This window comes from Klebsiella sp. LY (genome assembly GCF_004010915.1).
Classification (GTDB): domain Bacteria; phylum Pseudomonadota; class Gammaproteobacteria; order Enterobacterales; family Enterobacteriaceae; genus Klebsiella; species Klebsiella quasipneumoniae.
In genome coordinates, this window is record NZ_CP022444.1 from 651,065 (window position 1) to 666,060 (window position 14,996).

Here is a 14,996-nt window from a genome sequence, read left to right on the forward strand (position 1 = left end):
TCTCCCGCCCCGGCAAACGCCGGGCGCGGGCAGACACAAACCTCACGCCCCGGTGTCCTGCACCGGGGCGTTTGTGCTAAACTGCGCACCCTTTTTTTCTGTGGTGCGCTGCCTGTGGCCGAAAATACTGTCTATTTCCCTGAAGCGTTTCTTGCTCAAATGCGCGCGGCGATGCCGGCGCACCTCTCTTTCGACGAATTTATCGCCGCCTGTCAGCGCCCGCTACGCCGAAGTATTCGCGTCAATACGCTGAAAATCAGCGTCGATGATTTTCTCTCTCTGGTCGCCCCCTATGGTTGGCAGCTGACGCCGGTCCCCTGGTGCGAGGAGGGATTCTGGATCGAGCGGGACGACGACGACGCGCTGCCGCTGGGCAGCACCGCCGAACATCTCAGCGGTCTGTTCTATATACAGGAAGCAAGCTCAATGCTGCCGGTCGCCGCCCTGTTCGCCGATAACCCGCAGCCTGAACGAGTCATGGACGTTGCTGCCGCTCCGGGGTCGAAAACCACCCAGATCGCCGCCCGGATGGGCAATGCGGGCGGCATCCTGGCGAATGAGTTCTCCGCCAGCCGGGTGAAAGTGCTGCATGCCAACATCAGCCGCTGCGGCATCAGCAACGTCGCCCTGACCCATTTCGACGGCCGGGTGTTCGGCGCGGCATTGCCCGAAGCCTTCGACGCCGTTCTGCTTGATGCCCCCTGCTCCGGCGAAGGGGTGGTACGCAAAGATGCGGACGCGCTGAAAAACTGGTCGCCGGAGAGCAACCTCGACATCGCCGCCACCCAGCGCGAGCTTATCGACAGCGCTTTCCATGCCCTGCGCCCCGGCGGGACGCTGGTCTATTCGACCTGCACCCTGAACCGCGAAGAAAATCAGTCCGTCATTCACTGGCTGCTGTCCCGCTACCCGCAGGCGGTGGCGATCCAGCCGCTGGGAGAGCTGTTTCCCGGCGCGGCCGATGCCTTAACCGCCGAGGGATTTCTGCATGTTTTCCCGCAGATCTACGATTGTGAAGGCTTCTTTGTCGCCCGCTTGCGCAAGACGGCGGCTATCGATCCGCTCCCGGCGCCGGGCTACAAGGTCGGCAAGTTCCCGTTTGCGCCGCTGAAGGGCCGGGAGGCCGCCGCGGCGACCGCCGCCGCCCGCGCTGTCGGGCTGGAATGGGACGCGAGCCACACGCTGTGGCAACGGGATAAAGAGCTGTGGCTATTTCCGCAGTCTATGGAGCCTCTGTTTGGTCAGGTGCGGTTTTCGCGCATTGGCGTGCGTCTGGCGGAACTGCACAATAAGGGTTACCGCTGGCAGCATGAGGCGGTTATTGCCTTTGCCGCGCCGCAGCGCGCCTTCGAGCTGACGCTGGAGGAAGCGGAGGAATGGTATCGCGGACGCGACGTCTATCCGCAAACCCCGCCAGCGCAGGATGAAGCCATTGTCACCTTCCAGGGCGTGCCGCTGGGCCTGGCCAAGCGCGTCGGCTCCCGTCTGAAGAACAGTTACCCGCGCGAGCTGGTACGCGATGGGAAACTTTTTGCCGGCAAGGTGTGACGCCGCGCAAAAAATACGCACTTTTTGACTGGCGGTTTTCCCCCCATTGACTACGCTGAAAAATGACGACCGCAACTGGTCGTACCACAGCTCAGCTGAAAAAATGGGGTGAAGCGATGAGTAAAACCAATGTCCGCATCGGCGCGTTTGAGATAGACGATGCCGAACTGCATGGTGAACATCAGGGTGAGCGAACGTTAAGCATTCCCTGCAAATCCGATCCAGATTTATGTATGCAGCTTGACGCCTGGGATGCCGACACCAGCGTTCCCGCGATTCTCAATGGTGAACATTCCGTCCTCTACCGTAAACATTACGACCGCCAGTCCGATGCCTGGGTCATGCGCCTTGCCTGACGCCAATGAACCCGTCGCCTGAGACGGGTTATTTATTTCCCCGTCCCGCCGTCATCCCCTACACTAAACAGTATGTCCCCCCGAACATGAGGCCAGGATGTTTGCCTTAGTGTTGTTTATTTGCTATCTGGATGGCGGCTGCGAGGACATTGTGGTTGACGTCTACCGCGAGGAAACGCAGTGCCTGGTGGCGATGGAAGATCAGCGGATCCGCCACGGCGGCTGCTACCCGATAGAAGATTTTATTGACGGCTTCTGGCAACCCGCCAGCGAATACAGTGACTTTTAGTCTGCCGACTGCAGCGCCACCAGCGTCAGCGTGCCGCCGAACACAGCGCCGGTGTCAATATAGTGTTGATTGTCGTAGTCATAACGCGCGCGAAGCGGCGTATGGCCAAACCAGAAATGGTCAGCCCCGGCGATAGCGCCATGACGCCCCGCCAGATGTTCACTCAGACGATGGCGGCTCCACAGGACCCGCTGGGGATCCACCGGCTGCTGCCAGCGATAGACCGGCGCCGGATAATCGGCATGGGCGATCACATGCCGCGCTTTTGCGCACTCCACTTCAATAATCAACGGCAGCCGCTGACAGCGCGCCAGCAGGCGATCGACGTCAGCCCGCTGCCGCACGTTGCTCCGGGCGTACCAGTCGCCGCCGTTCATCTGCCAGAGCGTCATATCTCCGCTCTCCAGCGCCTCCAGCGCCTCCAGCGCCTCCAGCGCCATCTGCTCATGATTCCCGCGCACAGCCCGGAACCAGCGGCTGCGCAACAGGCCGAGACAGTCAGCGCTTTGCGGCCCGCGATCGATCAGATCGCCCACCGAGATCAGCAGATCGGCCCAGGGATCAAAGCGCAGTCGGCGCAGGCGCGCCATCAGCAGCGCAAAGCAGCCATGCAGATCGCCCATCAGCCAGATATTACGCCAGTCTCTGCCATTAATACGCTGATACATATAATTACCTCTCTGCTGTAATTATAGGTAATTCCAACTTATAGTCGCTGTTTTTTATTTACACCTCAATCGATTTTAAACAAACGGCAAATATAGTCGGCCAGAGGATTAAGCTTATCAGCGCCTCGTTTTAAAATAGCAGGAAATAACAACGAGGTGTTTATCGTGACAGACAATAGCCTGCATTCATCCAGCGTGCTTACGCCGCGCTCGCATCTCATTGCCGATCTGGTGATGGGTAGATTAACACCCGCACCTATATGGCGGCAGAAAAATTACCGCTTTAAATTTCTACTGCGCACGGCATTATTTTATAGCCCGACTAAAGCGATGCTGGAGGCGCTGAGCGCTCGTGACGATTTTAACCAGCTGCTGGCGGCGCAGGCGACGCTGCCAGGGAAAGTGCACCGTCAATATCTAACGCGCGATCTCAACGCCTGGCAGCGGGCGATGGCGGTAATAAGCCATTATCGCTATGTCGATACCCTGCGCGGTTCCCGGCTGGCGCATGCCATGACCGCAGTGTGCGAGGTCCCGTTGCTGACGCTCAATGGAAAGGATGAGCGCCAGTTTTCCCTCTCGGCCTCTTCGGCCGGGAAGGCCGAGCGTGAGGGTGAAACCACCCTGTGGCTGCGCGACAGCGATCATACCCTGCTGGCCAGCGCCACCTTCAGCGTGACCTGGGATGGCGAAGCCTGGCAGCTGATCATCGGCGGCTTGCAGGGACCGCGACGCCACGTTTCTCACGAGGTGATCAAGCAGGCGACCCGCGCCTGCTACGGTCTGTTCCCGAAGCGCCTGCTGCTGGAGTTTATCTGGCTGCTGGCCGCTCGCAGCCATATCGCAGCGATTTACGGCGTTAGCGATAATGGCCATGTGTTTCGCGCCCTGCGCTATCGCCTGAGCAAGGGGCGCCATTTCCACGCCAGCTACGACGAATTCTGGCAATCCATCGACGGCAAGCCGGAAAGCCCCTGGCGCTGGCAGCTACCGCTGCGTCTGGAAAGAAAACCGCTGGAGAGCATCGCCAGTAAAAAACGGGCCGAATACCGGCGTCGATTCCAGCTGCTGGATCAGCTGGCGGAGCAGGTGGCAATATTGACGCAGCCACTGCCGGGCGAGTAATTTCACGACCAGTGAACTCGCCCCGTCACGCGGCGTTTGCTTATTATGTTCTTATTTCGCTACTATCATGGTCCCCGCAGACCACTGGATAGTCGTTAGCATGATGAGTAAAACCGAAATTTTCCTGCTGATTATTCTCGCGGTCGTCCTGCTGGGCAGCATATGGTTTATTTTCAGCGATGAAATTTGGCTTTTACTCTGCTATCTGGAAAGTCAGATATTTCCCACCTTCAGCGTTCCGGAATAATACCGGACGCTCGGAACTACGCCCCTCAATATTATTTCCCGCCCTTTCGTGGGGCGCGGACGGCTAATCGCATGAATTGCCAAATCAATAAGGTTTTGTTTATTCTATTTATCATACAAATATGTATACTAGCAGCCTTCCGATGTTGGCCCGCCAGTTAACCTGCACGCCGGGCCTGTTTAGGTGCAGGTTTTTTCTTTTCCTCTCCCCTCGCTTACGGTTCCGCCTTCCCCATACCGTTCTTCCGCAGGATGCAATTTGTGTGTAAATGAATTGTGTATGCTAAAAACGGTGTGCTATAACGGGACATCCAGAGGCCAGCCTGGTGATTGACTGAATTGACTGACAGGATGTCGCTGGTGATCGCGAAAGCAGACAGATTAAGATAAAAAGAGACCGAATACGATTCCTGTATTCGGTCCAGGGAAATGGCTCTTGGGAGAGAGCCGTGCGCTAAAAGTTGGCATTAATGCAGGCTAAGTCGCCTTGCACTATAAGAATAGTTTAACGCGTCAGCTTTTCCAGTCTGCGGCCAATGTGGCCGAATAATTCCTGGAAAAGTGGGCGCTGCCAGCAAAAAAACCGCCACTGCCGTTGTCCGGCAAGGGCGGTTTTTTTTATGCTATTACAGCGAGATAGCGCGAAAATCTAGCAGAGCTTCTGCGCGCGCTCGATAAACGGCGCGAGGCTCATTTTTTGCCCAGGATGCTGCGGATCGTCGATCTGGATCACTGAGATCGGCTGGGCGGTGGTTTTGCCGGCTTTGACCTGCTGCTCAGCCACCTCATTGAGCGGATACTGGACCAGAGTGCTCGGGTTGATAGCGTAAAGGGCATTGCCCGGACGACAGGTCAACATCACCTCTTCACGGTTGAACGCCCAGCTCTCCTTCCCTACCTCAAAGCGGCTCACGGTGATAATTTGCGGCGCCGCCAGTGCAGCGCCGGAGCTTGCCAGTAACAACATGGTCAGAACAATTTTTTTCATGATTTTGCCAGTTAATTCAATAAGGTTCCCAGGTGGCAAACAGACTGACGGCCAGCAGCGCCAGCGCGCCCAGCCCTATCTCAGCCTGCGTGGTTCGCAGGATCAGACTTTCCGCCCGCGAACCGCTTGCCGACATGCGCGGTACCAGAACATACCTGTTCACTAACGCAATTACCACCATCCCGGCCACCAGCGCACATTTGATCAACAGCAGACGTCCCCAGGGCGATGCGCCAATCATCCCTCCCTGGATCAACAGCGCATTGATCGCCCCGCTGGCAAGGGTGCCGGCGACGGCCAGATGCCCGTAACGTGAAAAGCGCGCCATGGTATAGACCGCGGCCTGCCGCCAGCGCCCCTGCGCCAGGCGCAGGCAATAGATAAAGGGCAACAGGCCGCCGAACCAGCTGGCAACGCAGAAGAGGTGGACAGCATGATTAGTCCGCTGCAGGGCGCCGAGTAAACCATCATGCATGGCGGCATGCCCTACCCCAGCGGAAAGCAGCAGCTGGGCCGCCAGCAGGGCCACCAGCTGGCGAGCGCCATGTCGGGGACGGATCCACACTACGGCGAGGGCGATCCACGCCAGCAGGATCTGCCAGATCCACACCCCGCCGAAGCGGGTGCCCGCCACCGCCTGCCAGACGGCGGGTTGCCAGACATCTGCCCAGCCGTCGCCCATCAATCCCCCCTGCAGCAGATACAGCGCCAGGGTAGAGAGGGCGCCGATCAGCAGCAGCGGGCGCAGCAGCGGATAGAAGCGCAGCATCAGTACGCGTCGCAGCGGCACGGGCGCCCACCAGGCGCCATACAGCACGCAGCCAAAAGCCAGCATCAGGGTGATAAAGTGCCCAAAGCGCAGAGTAATGTAGAGCCCGGTCAGCATCGCTTACTTCACGCTAAAGGTGTATTGCCCTTTGGTTTTATGGCCATCCACTGAGACCACATGCCAAGCCACAGTGTATTCTCCCGGCGGCAAGGTTTCCGCTACAGGCACGGTGACCTGGGCGGGGTTGTCGGCGCTGCGGGTCAGTTTGCCGGTGGCTACCGCATGCTGCTGTGGACCGGTGACGGTCACGCCGCTGAACGCGGGTTCAATGCCTTCGGAGAAACTGAGCGTCAACGTCTGCGGGGAGGCCGCCAGCTGCGCTCCGGCGGCGGGGATCTGCTGCTGCAGGTGAGCGTGGGCGAGCGCGCCCGCCGCGGTTAATAGCCCGGCAAACGCAACGGAGAGGCGCAATGCGCGTCCAGCAAGAAGTCGCATATTCGTCATTCCCTTTTGTTATGTCTGTAGCACAGAGAATAACCCTGTATAATGGCAGAGTCGAGCCGGGCGTCAGGCCCTGACCGGGTTTACAAGCAGAGTGGAGTGTATGATGGAAAGAAATCTGGCCAAAATTTCGCAAGATGAGATGGATAAAGTTAACGTCGATCTCGCCGCCGCCGGCGTCGCCTTTAAAGAGCGGTATAATATGCCGGTGGTCGCTGATTTGGTCGAGCGTGAACAGCCCGCCCATCTGCGCGACTGGTTCCGCGAACGGCTGATCGCCCATCGGCTGGCCTCCGTTTCACTGTCCCGCCTGCCCTGGGAGCCGAAACAGAAATAATGCCTACTTGCCCCCTCGCCGTCGGTTGGCAAGCCCGACCAAATACTTTACGCTTATTGTTTTGCTCTGGAGCGAGCCATGCTGCGCGTCATTGATACCGAAACCTGCGGACTGCAGGGGGGCATTGTTGAAATCGCCTCGGTCGACATTGTCGACGGGCAAATCACCAATCCCATGAGTCATCTGGTGCGTCCTGACCGCCCCATCAGCCCGCAGGCGATGGCTATCCACCGGATTACCGAAGAGATGGTCGCCGATAAGCCGTGGATTGAGGAGATTATTCCGCACTATCATGGCAGCCCGTGGTACGTCGCGCATAACGCCAGCTTCGATCGTCGGGTGCTACCGGAGATGCATGGCGAGTGGATCTGTACGATGAAGCTGGCCCGCCGGCTGTGGCCGGGGATCAAATACAGTAATATGGGGCTCTATAAATCACGTAAGCTGAACGTGGCCACGCCGCCGGGGCTGCATCACCACCGGGCGCTGTATGACTGCTATATCACCGCTGCGCTGCTGCTGGATATCATCAACGTTTCCGGCTGGACGCCTGACGAAATGGCCGATATCACAGGTCGGCCGGCGCTGCTCACCACCTTTACCTTCGGCAAATATCGCGGTAAAGCCGTCGCCGAGATTGCTGAAAACGATCCAGGCTATCTGCGCTGGTTATTCAACAATCTCGACCGCATGAGCCCCGAACTGCGCCTCACGCTCAAGCATTACCTTGGGGAATAGCCCCTACACTGCCGCTTTCCCCGGCAGTGTCCCCTGCGCCAGGGCGATGAAAAAGGCGTACTCCAGCGCCACCCCCTCATAGCTTTTAAAGCGCCCGGATTTTCCGCCATGCCCGGAGTCCATATCGGTGCAAAGCAGCAGCAGGTTATCGTCGGTTTTCAGTTCACGCAGTTTTGCCACCCACTTCGCCGGCTCCCAGTATTGCACCTGGGAATCGTGCAGCCCGGTGGTCACCAGCATATGCGGATACGCCTGCGCCTTCACGCCGTCGTAGGGGCTGTAGCTTTTCATGTAGTGGTAATAGGTTTCATCCTGCGGGTTCCCCCACTCTTCAAATTCGCCGGTCGTCAGCGGAATGGTCTCATCCAGCATCGTGGTTACCACGTCGACGAACGGCACCTGGGCTATCACGCCGTGGAACAGCTCTGGACGCTCGTTAACGGCCACCCCCATCAGCATCCCGCCGGCGCTGCCGCCCATGCCATAGCAGAGCCGCGGGTCGCCGTACCCCTGAGCCAGCAGCGCGTCGCAGACGTCGAGATAGTCGTTAAAGGTATTTTTCTTACACAGGAATTTACCGTCCTCATACCACTGCTGACCCAGCTCGCCGCCGCCGCGGACGTGGGCGATGGCGTAGACAAAGCCGCGGTTGAGCAGGCTCAGCCGACTGGCGCTGAAATCGGCATCGATACTGTCGCCATACGAGCCATAGCCATAGACCAGCAGCGGATTGCTCCCTTTACGAAAATGGTCGCGATGGTAGACCAGCGAGACCGGGACTTCGACGCCATCGCGGGCGGTCACCCACAGGTGCTCGCTCTGATAGCAGCGGGTGTCCAGCCCCTTCACCTCCTGCTGCTTGATCACCCGTCGTTCGCCGGTATCCATATCCAGTTCAAACAGGGTGTCGGGCGTCGTCATCGAGGAGTAGCCGTAGCGCAGGCGCGACGTTTCGGGCTCCGGATTATAGGCAAGCCAGGTGACATAGGCCGGATCGTCAAAGGCGATCCCCACCACCTCCCGGGTCTTGCGGTTAATCTGCCGCAGACTGGTCAGGCCGCGCTGACGCTCCTCGACGACCAGCCAGTCGGTAAACAGGGTAAATCCTTCAAGCATCACGTCGTGACGCGGCGGGATCAGCGTGGTCCACTGATCTTCATCGCGTAGCACGGTACGATAGAGACCAAAATTCTTCCCGTCCCGGTTGGATCGCAGATAGAAGGCGTGCTGATAGTGATCGAGGCTATATTCATGATCTTTACGCCGCGGCAGGAAGCAGACCGGCTCAGCGTCTGGCAGTTCGGCGTTGAGCAGCAGTACTTCGCTGGTAGTGGCGCTGGAGAGATAAATCACCACGAACTGCTGGGATGTGGTTTTATGCACGCTGACGTAGAAGGTCTCATCTTTTTCCTCGTAGACCAGCACGTCGCTCTGCGCCGGCGTCCCGACGGTGTGGCGCCAGACCTGATAAGGAAGCAGCGTGGTGGGATGTTTACGCACGTACCACACAAAGCGTGAATCGTTGCTCCAGGCAAAGCCGGAGGTGACATTTTCCAGGGTCTCCGGATACCACTCGCCGTTGCTGAGGTCGCAAAAACGCAGACCGTACTGGCGACGGGAGAGATAATCTTCCGCCACCGCCATCAACTGGTTGTTGGGCGCAATACCCAGCCCGCCCAGGGTGTAAAACTCGCTCTTTGCCGCCCGCTGGTTGGCATCAAGCAGGATCTCCCACTCGTCCCACTCTTCTTTCAGCACCGACTGTCGCTGGTAGATAGCGTATTCGCAGCCCGGCTCATACACCTGCCGGTAGCGAAAGCCGTTTTTACTATAGGGGGCAGAGACTTCCCGCTGCGGAATGCGGTCGATAATCTCTTTCAGCAGACGCTCCTGCAGGCTGAGCTGCGAATCCATCACTTGCTTGCCGTAGGCGTTTTCCGCGTGCAGATATTCCAGCACATCAGGCCGCGCGCGTTCATCGTCGCGCAGCCAGTAATAGTTATCGATGCGTGTATCGCCATGCAAGGTCATGGCGTGAGGGATCCGTTTGGCTTTAGGTGGCATGTTATTCTTCTGCTGCTTTTTCGTGACACAAGAGCATTCAGGCCGCAGGGTGGCGCCTGAATGATGACGTGTCTATAAGGGTGGCAAAAGACGCGGGCGATGCAAGCGAAACGTGATAATTTAAACGCTTAGCGCCTGTTTTTGTGACTGGATGTCCTGTTCGATGTCGGCCCGGACATCTTTTGGCAACGCCAGAGCCTCACCCAGGGCGTTGAGATAGCTGCGCTCCATAAAGTGGTCGATATCAATCACCGCGCAGCTGACGTAGTAGATCTCCAGCGCCTCCTGCGGGTCAACGATGCCCTCGGCGAGACGCTGCGGATCCAGCGGCTGAGCCAGCGCCTGGTCAATCAGCACCCGGGCCTGCACGTCAATATTGGCCTCCCGAAGCTGGGCTTCAATCCTCGCCCGCTCGTGATCGTCGATATGACCATCGCTTTTGGCGGCAAACACCAGGGCGGTGATCAACCGCACGCTGCGCGGATCGACCTCCGTCGGCGCCGCAGCCGTCTCGGGTGTCGGAGCGGGCGTGTTCTGAGCGCGCATTTTCTGCTGATACTTGTTCCACAATACGGTACCCGCCACCGCCCCACCGCCAGCCAGCAGCGCGCTGGTGCCATATTTCGCCAGCAGCTTGCGTGACGATTTGCTGGCCACCAGCAGCCCCGCCAGCCCGCCGATGGCGCCGGGCAGCAGGGCGCTCCCTTTTGACGACTCGCCGGACGGCGACGCGCCCTGCTGTCCGAGCAGCGACTGCAGTTGATTTAGCCAGTTAGCCATGGTTTTCCTCTCAGGTGACAAACACTGTTATCAGCCTAAACGACGCGATGTCAGGAAATGTTAGACATGGCTAAAGATGCGCAAAGGTGCGCGCGGCGGCGGCACCGGGTCCAGCCGACCGACCGACCAGCCCATCAACCCATCAACCCATCAGCCCATCAGCCCATCAGCCCATCAGCCCATCAGCCCATCAGCGGCTGACCGCCAGCCATCAGGCCGCTTTGGCTTTCCGCGTTTTGGCAGCCGGCGCGGCGGCCTCTTCCGCCGGGGAAGCCTCAGCGTCCGTTGACGGCGCGGGCGCATCGTGCACAGTCGCATCCTGCTCCGGCAGTCTGCCGGCGCGCAGAATATGCTGCAGCGCCTCTTTACGCTCCGCCAGCCACATCGCCATGGTATCGCGCTGGGCATCGTCCATTTCCAGCGGCGATGCTACCAGCCAGTCATTCAGCACCTCTGCCAGATCGAGCATTTTGTCGTAAGCGTCGGCCTCTTTTTTGCTGGCAAAAGACATTTTTTCCTCACCTTCGCGGATCACTACATATTTAATTTCAACCGCCATGCTGCAGCCTCTTAGTACTGTATTTTTATACAGTATAGCAAATTTCCCTTCCGGACTCAACTCACGCGCATAAAGACAGACGCAAACGTTTTCGTTTATAATCGACCGCATCTTTTTTTACTGCGGAAGAGAGTTATGACTGTATTAGGCACCGCGCTGCGCCCGGCAGCCACCAAAGTTATGCTGTTAGGCTCCGGCGAGCTGGGTAAAGAAGTCGCCATCGAATGTCAGCGTCTGGGCATTGAAACTATCGCCGTCGACCGCTACCCCGATGCCCCGGCGATGCAGGTCGCCCACCGCGCCCACGTCATCAATATGCTGCACGGCGAGAGCCTGCGCGCGCTGATCGAACAGGAAAAACCCGATTACATCGTGCCGGAGATCGAAGCTATCGCCACCGATACCCTGGTCGAACTGGAGCAGGCCGGGCAAAAAGTGGTCCCCACGGCGCGGGCAGCGAAGCTCACCATGAACCGCGAAGGCATACGCCGTCTGGCGGCCGAAGAGCTGCAGCTCCCCACCTCCAGCTACCGTTTCGCCGACAGTGAAGAAGCCTTCCGCGCGGCGGTAGCGGAGATCGGCTTGCCGTGCATCGTCAAGCCGGTGATGAGCTCCTCCGGTAAAGGCCAGAGCTTTATCCGCTCGTCTGACCAGCTCAGCGAAGCCTGGCGCTACGCCCAGCAGGGCGGCCGCGCCGGCGCCGGGCGGGTGATCGTCGAAGGGGTGGTGAATTTCGACTTTGAAATCACCCTGCTCACCGTCAGCGCCGTCGATGGCGTGCATTTCTGCGCCCCGGTCGGCCATCGTCAGGAAGACGGCGACTACCGCGAGTCCTGGCAGCCGCAGCAGATGAGCGACCTGGCCCTTGAACGCGCGCAGGATATCGCCCGCAAGGTGGTGCTCGCGCTGGGAGGTTATGGCCTGTTCGGCGTGGAGCTGTTCGTTTGCGGCGACGAGGTGATCTTCAGCGAAGTCTCCCCGCGCCCGCACGACACCGGAATGGTGACGCTTATTTCGCAGGATCTCTCGGAATTCGCCCTGCACGTTCGCGCCTTTCTTGGATTGCCCGTCGGCGCTATCCGCCAGTATGGTCCGGCCGCTTCCGCAGTGATCCTTCCGCAGCTGACCAGTCAGAACGTCAGCTTCGGCCAGCTGCAGTCGGCCGTCGGAGCTGGCCTGCAGCTGCGTCTGTTCGGCAAGCCGGAGATTGACGGCACCCGTCGTCTGGGGGTGACCCTCGCCGTCGCCGATTCGGTGGAAGAGGCTGTGGCGCGGGCTAAAACCGCCGCCGCGGCGGTTATCGTCGAAGGGTAAAGACAAAAAAACCCGGTTACGTTGCCGCTGACCGGGTTGTTGACCTTGAGGTGCGGTTTACTTCGCGCCTTCCACCGCTTCACGCGCCAGGGTGGTGATGCGATCGTAGTCGCCAGCTTCCAGGGCGTCGGCCGGCACCAGCCAGGAACCCCCGATGCACAGCACGCTGTTCAGCGCCAGGTAATCACGGTAGTTAGCCGGGGAGATACCGCCGGTCGGGCAGAAACGAATGTGACCGAACGGACCCGCAATCGCCTGCAGCGCTTTCACGCCGCCGTTGGCTTCCGCCGGGAAGAATTTAAACTCTTTCAGACCGTACTGCATGCCCAGCATCAGCTCGGAGACGGTGCTGATCCCTGGGATCAGCGGAATAGTGCCGTCTTCGGTCGCCGCTTTCAGCAGAGATTCGGTCAGCCCCGGGCTGATAGCGAACTGCGCGCCGGCTTCCGTTACCGCTTTCAGCTGCTCGACGTTGGTAACCGTGCCCGCGCCGACAATCGCATCCGGCACTTCTTTAGCAATTGCGCGGATCGCCTCCAGGGCGCACTCGGTGCGCAGAGTCACTTCCAGGACGCGCACGCCGCCCGCGACCAGCGCTTTCGCCATCGGTACCGCGTGTTCCAGCTTTTTCACTACGATAACCGGGACAACCGGACCGGAGGTGAGGATTGCTTCTGCTGTTGTTTTCCAGTTTTTCATCAGGATTTTCTCTCGCCAGATCTACAAATTAAATCGTCTTAAAAAGTGATGCAGGTTGCGCCCTGCTCCGCGCCAGAGAGCTTCTCACGCAGCGCCCCAAACATCTCCCGACCGGTTCCTACGCGCGACGCGCTGAGGTCAGGGATATGCGGCTGACGCGCCGCCAGTTCGGCATCGTCCACCAGCAGCGTCAGTTCCCCCGTCTGCCCGTTCACGCGAATAAGGTCGCCATCGCGCACTTTCGCCAGCAACCCGCCGTCATAGGCTTCAGGCGTGACGTGGATGGCTGACGGGACTTTACCGGAGGCGCCAGAGAGTCGGCCATCGGTCACCAGCGCTATTTTGAAACGGCGGTCCAATAATACACCAAGTGGCGGCATAAGTTTATGTAATTCTGGCATCCCGTTCGCTTTTGGCCCCTGATGACGGACCACCACCACGCAGTCTTTGTCCAGCAGACCCGCTTCGAAGGCCGGCAACACGTCGTGCTGGCTCTCGAACACCACCGCCGGCGCTTCGATCACCTGGTTCTCAGCCGGGACTGCCGAGGTTTTCATGACCGCGCGTCCCAGGTTACCGCTCAGCACCTTGGTGCCGCCGTGACGTGAGAACGGTTTCTCGAATGTCGCGATGACCTGATCGTCAAGCGGCGCCGTCGCCCCTTCCCGCCAGTCCAGCTCGCCGTTGTTGAGCCACGGCTCGAGGGTGTAGCGCGACAGACCGAAGCCAGCGACGGTGTGAACGTCCTCATGCAGCAGGCCGCCTTTCAGCAGCTCGCGCACCAGAACCGGAACGCCGCCCGCTGCCTGGAAATGGTTGATATCCGCCGGACCGTTGGGGTAGAGGCGCGCCAGCAGCGGTACCACGTCTGACAGGTCGGAGAAATCATCCCAGTTAATGATAATGCCCGCCGCGCGGGCCATCGCCACCAGGTGCATAGTGTGGTTGGTGGAGCCGCCGGTCGCCAGCAGCGCCACAATGCCGTTGACCACCACTTTTTCGTCAAACATTTTGCCCAACGGCATCCACTCGTTGCCATTGCCGGTCATGCGGGTGACCTGGCGCGCGGCGGCGGCGGTCAGCGCTTCCCGCAGCGGAGCATCCGGATGGACAAAGGACGAGCCCGGCAACTGCATGCCCATAAACTCCACCACCATCTGGTTGGTGTTCGCCGTACCGTAGAACGTACAGGTTCCCGGCGCGTGGTAAGAAGCGGCTTCGGACTCCAGCAGCGCCATGCGGTCAACTTTGCCCTCCGCGTACAGCTGGCGAATGCGAACCTTTTCTTTATTAGGCAGGCCGCTGGCCATCGGACCGGAGGGAATAAAGACCGACGGCAGGTGGCCGAATGAGAGCGCCGCCATGGTCAGTCCGGGCACAATTTTATCACACACGCCGAGGTACAGAGCGCCATCGAACATGTTATGCGACAGGCCGATGGCCGCGGACATGGCGATCACTTCGCGACTCAGGAGAGAGAGTTCCATGCCGTCCTGTCCCTGGGTCACACCATCGCACATCGCCGGCACGCCGCCGGCCACCTGACCGACCGCATTGGCGCTGTGCAGCGCTTTGCGAATGATATCCGGGTAGTGTTCATAGGGCTGGTGCGCGGACAACATATCGTTGTAGGAGGTGATGATGGCGATGTTGTTGCGCAACATGCTTTTTAGAGAGGCTTTGTCGTCGGCCTGACAGGCCGCGAAACCGTGAGCCAGATTGCCGCAGGCCAGTTGCGCACGATGCACGGTGTCGGTTTTGGCCTGGTTAATCCTTGCGAGGTAAGCCGCGCGGGTATCACGCGACCGTTCGATAATGCGATTTGTTACCCGTAACATTGTCGAATTCATAAAGGCTCCTCAAAATTTTATCTGTCCGGCCGCTGCGAGATGACGTGTTTTGGTGTCCGAAGCCACCAACACCAGCGCTCAGGGGCAAAATGTCTGAAGGCAGTGTAATAAAAAAAGCCCCGTGGGTGAATCCTCACGGGGCTTAAAAGATTAAAAAGCGTGCGA

17 protein-coding genes are annotated in these 14,996 nt (G+C 59.2%); 8 read left to right on the plus strand and 9 right to left on the minus strand.

Going from position 1 to position 14,996, the window contains the following annotated elements; all coding sequences use genetic code 11:
- Positions 1–114: 114 nt before the first annotated feature.
- From rsmF to CE636_RS05990, 3 genes are all read left to right on the plus strand, one after another.
- Positions 115–1,548: a 16S rRNA (cytosine(1407)-C(5))-methyltransferase RsmF gene (gene rsmF, locus CE636_RS05980; RefSeq protein ID WP_017900211.1), complete on the plus strand. Its 1,434-nt coding sequence runs from the start codon at positions 115–117 to the stop codon at positions 1,546–1,548.
- Positions 1,549–1,664: 116 nt separating this feature from the next.
- The gene (locus tag CE636_RS05985; protein ID WP_002911393.1) at positions 1,665–1,904 is read left to right on the plus strand and encodes a YebV family protein; all 240 of its coding nucleotides are present in this window, start codon (positions 1,665–1,667) and stop codon (positions 1,902–1,904) included.
- A 97-nt stretch (positions 1,905–2,001) separates the two neighbouring features.
- Positions 2,002–2,193, plus strand: a complete 192-nt coding sequence (locus tag CE636_RS05990; protein WP_002911395.1) for a YebW family protein — start codon at positions 2,002–2,004, stop codon at positions 2,191–2,193.
- Here CE636_RS05990 and pphA read toward each other — a convergent pair.
- A complete protein-coding gene (gene pphA, locus CE636_RS05995; protein ID WP_017900212.1) occupies positions 2,190–2,861 on the minus strand; it encodes a protein-serine/threonine phosphatase in 672 nt (223 codons plus the stop codon). The two genes, CE636_RS05990 and pphA, sit on opposite strands and share 4 nt — an antisense overlap.
- Positions 2,862–3,017: 156 nt before the next feature.
- Between pphA and CE636_RS06000 the strand changes: the two genes are divergently transcribed.
- Positions 3,018–3,986: a VirK/YbjX family protein gene (locus CE636_RS06000; RefSeq protein ID WP_004203383.1), complete on the plus strand. Its 969-nt coding sequence runs from the start codon at positions 3,018–3,020 to the stop codon at positions 3,984–3,986.
- A gap of 103 nt (positions 3,987–4,089) precedes the next feature.
- A complete protein-coding gene (locus CE636_RS28580; protein WP_032425946.1) occupies positions 4,090–4,233 on the plus strand; it encodes an Ecr family regulatory small membrane protein in 144 nt (47 codons plus the stop codon).
- Positions 4,234–4,881: 648 nt separating this feature from the next.
- Here the strand turns inward: CE636_RS28580 and CE636_RS06010 are convergent.
- Genes CE636_RS06010 through yobA form a run of 3 tightly spaced genes read right to left on the minus strand, consistent with a single transcriptional unit; the run spans position 4,882 to position 6,484 of the window.
- Positions 4,882–5,220, minus strand: a complete 339-nt coding sequence (locus CE636_RS06010; protein WP_002911404.1) for a YebY family protein — start codon at positions 5,218–5,220, stop codon at positions 4,882–4,884.
- Positions 5,221–5,236: 16 nt separating this feature from the next.
- Positions 5,237–6,106 (minus strand): copper homeostasis membrane protein CopD, encoded by an 870-nt coding sequence (copD, locus tag CE636_RS06015; protein WP_004203385.1) that lies wholly within the window; start codon positions 6,104–6,106, stop codon positions 5,237–5,239.
- A gap of 3 nt (positions 6,107–6,109) precedes the next feature.
- Positions 6,110–6,484 carry a CopC domain-containing protein YobA gene (gene yobA / locus CE636_RS06020; protein ID WP_004203386.1) on the minus strand — a complete coding sequence of 125 codons (375 nt, stop codon included), beginning with the start codon at positions 6,482–6,484 and terminating at the stop codon, positions 6,110–6,112.
- 112 nt (positions 6,485–6,596) lie between these two features.
- Here yobA and CE636_RS06025 point away from each other — a divergent pair, with 112 nt between their 5' ends.
- Together CE636_RS06025 and exoX are read left to right on the plus strand one after the other, a co-directional pair.
- Entirely contained in the window at positions 6,597–6,827 is a 231-nt protein-coding gene (locus tag CE636_RS06025) for a DNA polymerase III subunit theta (protein ID WP_002911406.1), read from the plus strand.
- Positions 6,828–6,905: 78 nt separating this feature from the next.
- Positions 6,906–7,565: an exodeoxyribonuclease X gene (gene exoX / locus CE636_RS06030; protein WP_004203387.1), complete on the plus strand. Its 660-nt coding sequence runs from the start codon at positions 6,906–6,908 to the stop codon at positions 7,563–7,565.
- 3 nt (positions 7,566–7,568) lie between these two features.
- Here exoX and ptrB read toward each other — a convergent pair whose 3' ends face one another.
- From ptrB to CE636_RS06045, 3 genes are all read right to left on the minus strand, one after another.
- Positions 7,569–9,629, minus strand: coding sequence for an oligopeptidase B (gene ptrB / locus CE636_RS06035; RefSeq protein ID WP_004203388.1), 2,061 nt, complete (start codon positions 9,627–9,629; stop codon positions 7,569–7,571).
- Between the two features lie 120 nt (positions 9,630–9,749).
- Positions 9,750–10,409 (minus strand): tellurite resistance TerB family protein, encoded by a 660-nt coding sequence (locus tag CE636_RS06040; protein ID WP_004203389.1) that lies wholly within the window; start codon positions 10,407–10,409, stop codon positions 9,750–9,752.
- Between the two features lie 211 nt (positions 10,410–10,620).
- Entirely contained in the window at positions 10,621–10,968 is a 348-nt protein-coding gene (locus tag CE636_RS06045) for a YebG family protein (protein WP_017900213.1), read from the minus strand.
- Positions 10,969–11,103: 135 nt separating this feature from the next.
- On the opposite strand from CE636_RS06045, the gene purT reads away from it, so the two are divergent.
- The gene (gene purT, locus CE636_RS06050; RefSeq protein ID WP_017900214.1) at positions 11,104–12,282 is read left to right on the plus strand and encodes a formate-dependent phosphoribosylglycinamide formyltransferase; all 1,179 of its coding nucleotides are present in this window, start codon (positions 11,104–11,106) and stop codon (positions 12,280–12,282) included.
- A gap of 57 nt (positions 12,283–12,339) precedes the next feature.
- Here purT and CE636_RS06055 read toward each other — a convergent pair whose 3' ends face one another.
- Positions 12,340–12,981 (minus strand): bifunctional 4-hydroxy-2-oxoglutarate aldolase/2-dehydro-3-deoxy-phosphogluconate aldolase, encoded by a 642-nt coding sequence (locus tag CE636_RS06055; protein ID WP_002911423.1) that lies wholly within the window; start codon positions 12,979–12,981, stop codon positions 12,340–12,342.
- A gap of 38 nt (positions 12,982–13,019) precedes the next feature.
- Positions 13,020–14,831 carry a phosphogluconate dehydratase gene (gene edd, locus CE636_RS06060; RefSeq protein ID WP_004203393.1) on the minus strand — a complete coding sequence of 604 codons (1,812 nt, stop codon included), beginning with the start codon at positions 14,829–14,831 and terminating at the stop codon, positions 13,020–13,022.
- Positions 14,832–14,996 lie beyond the last annotated feature (165 nt).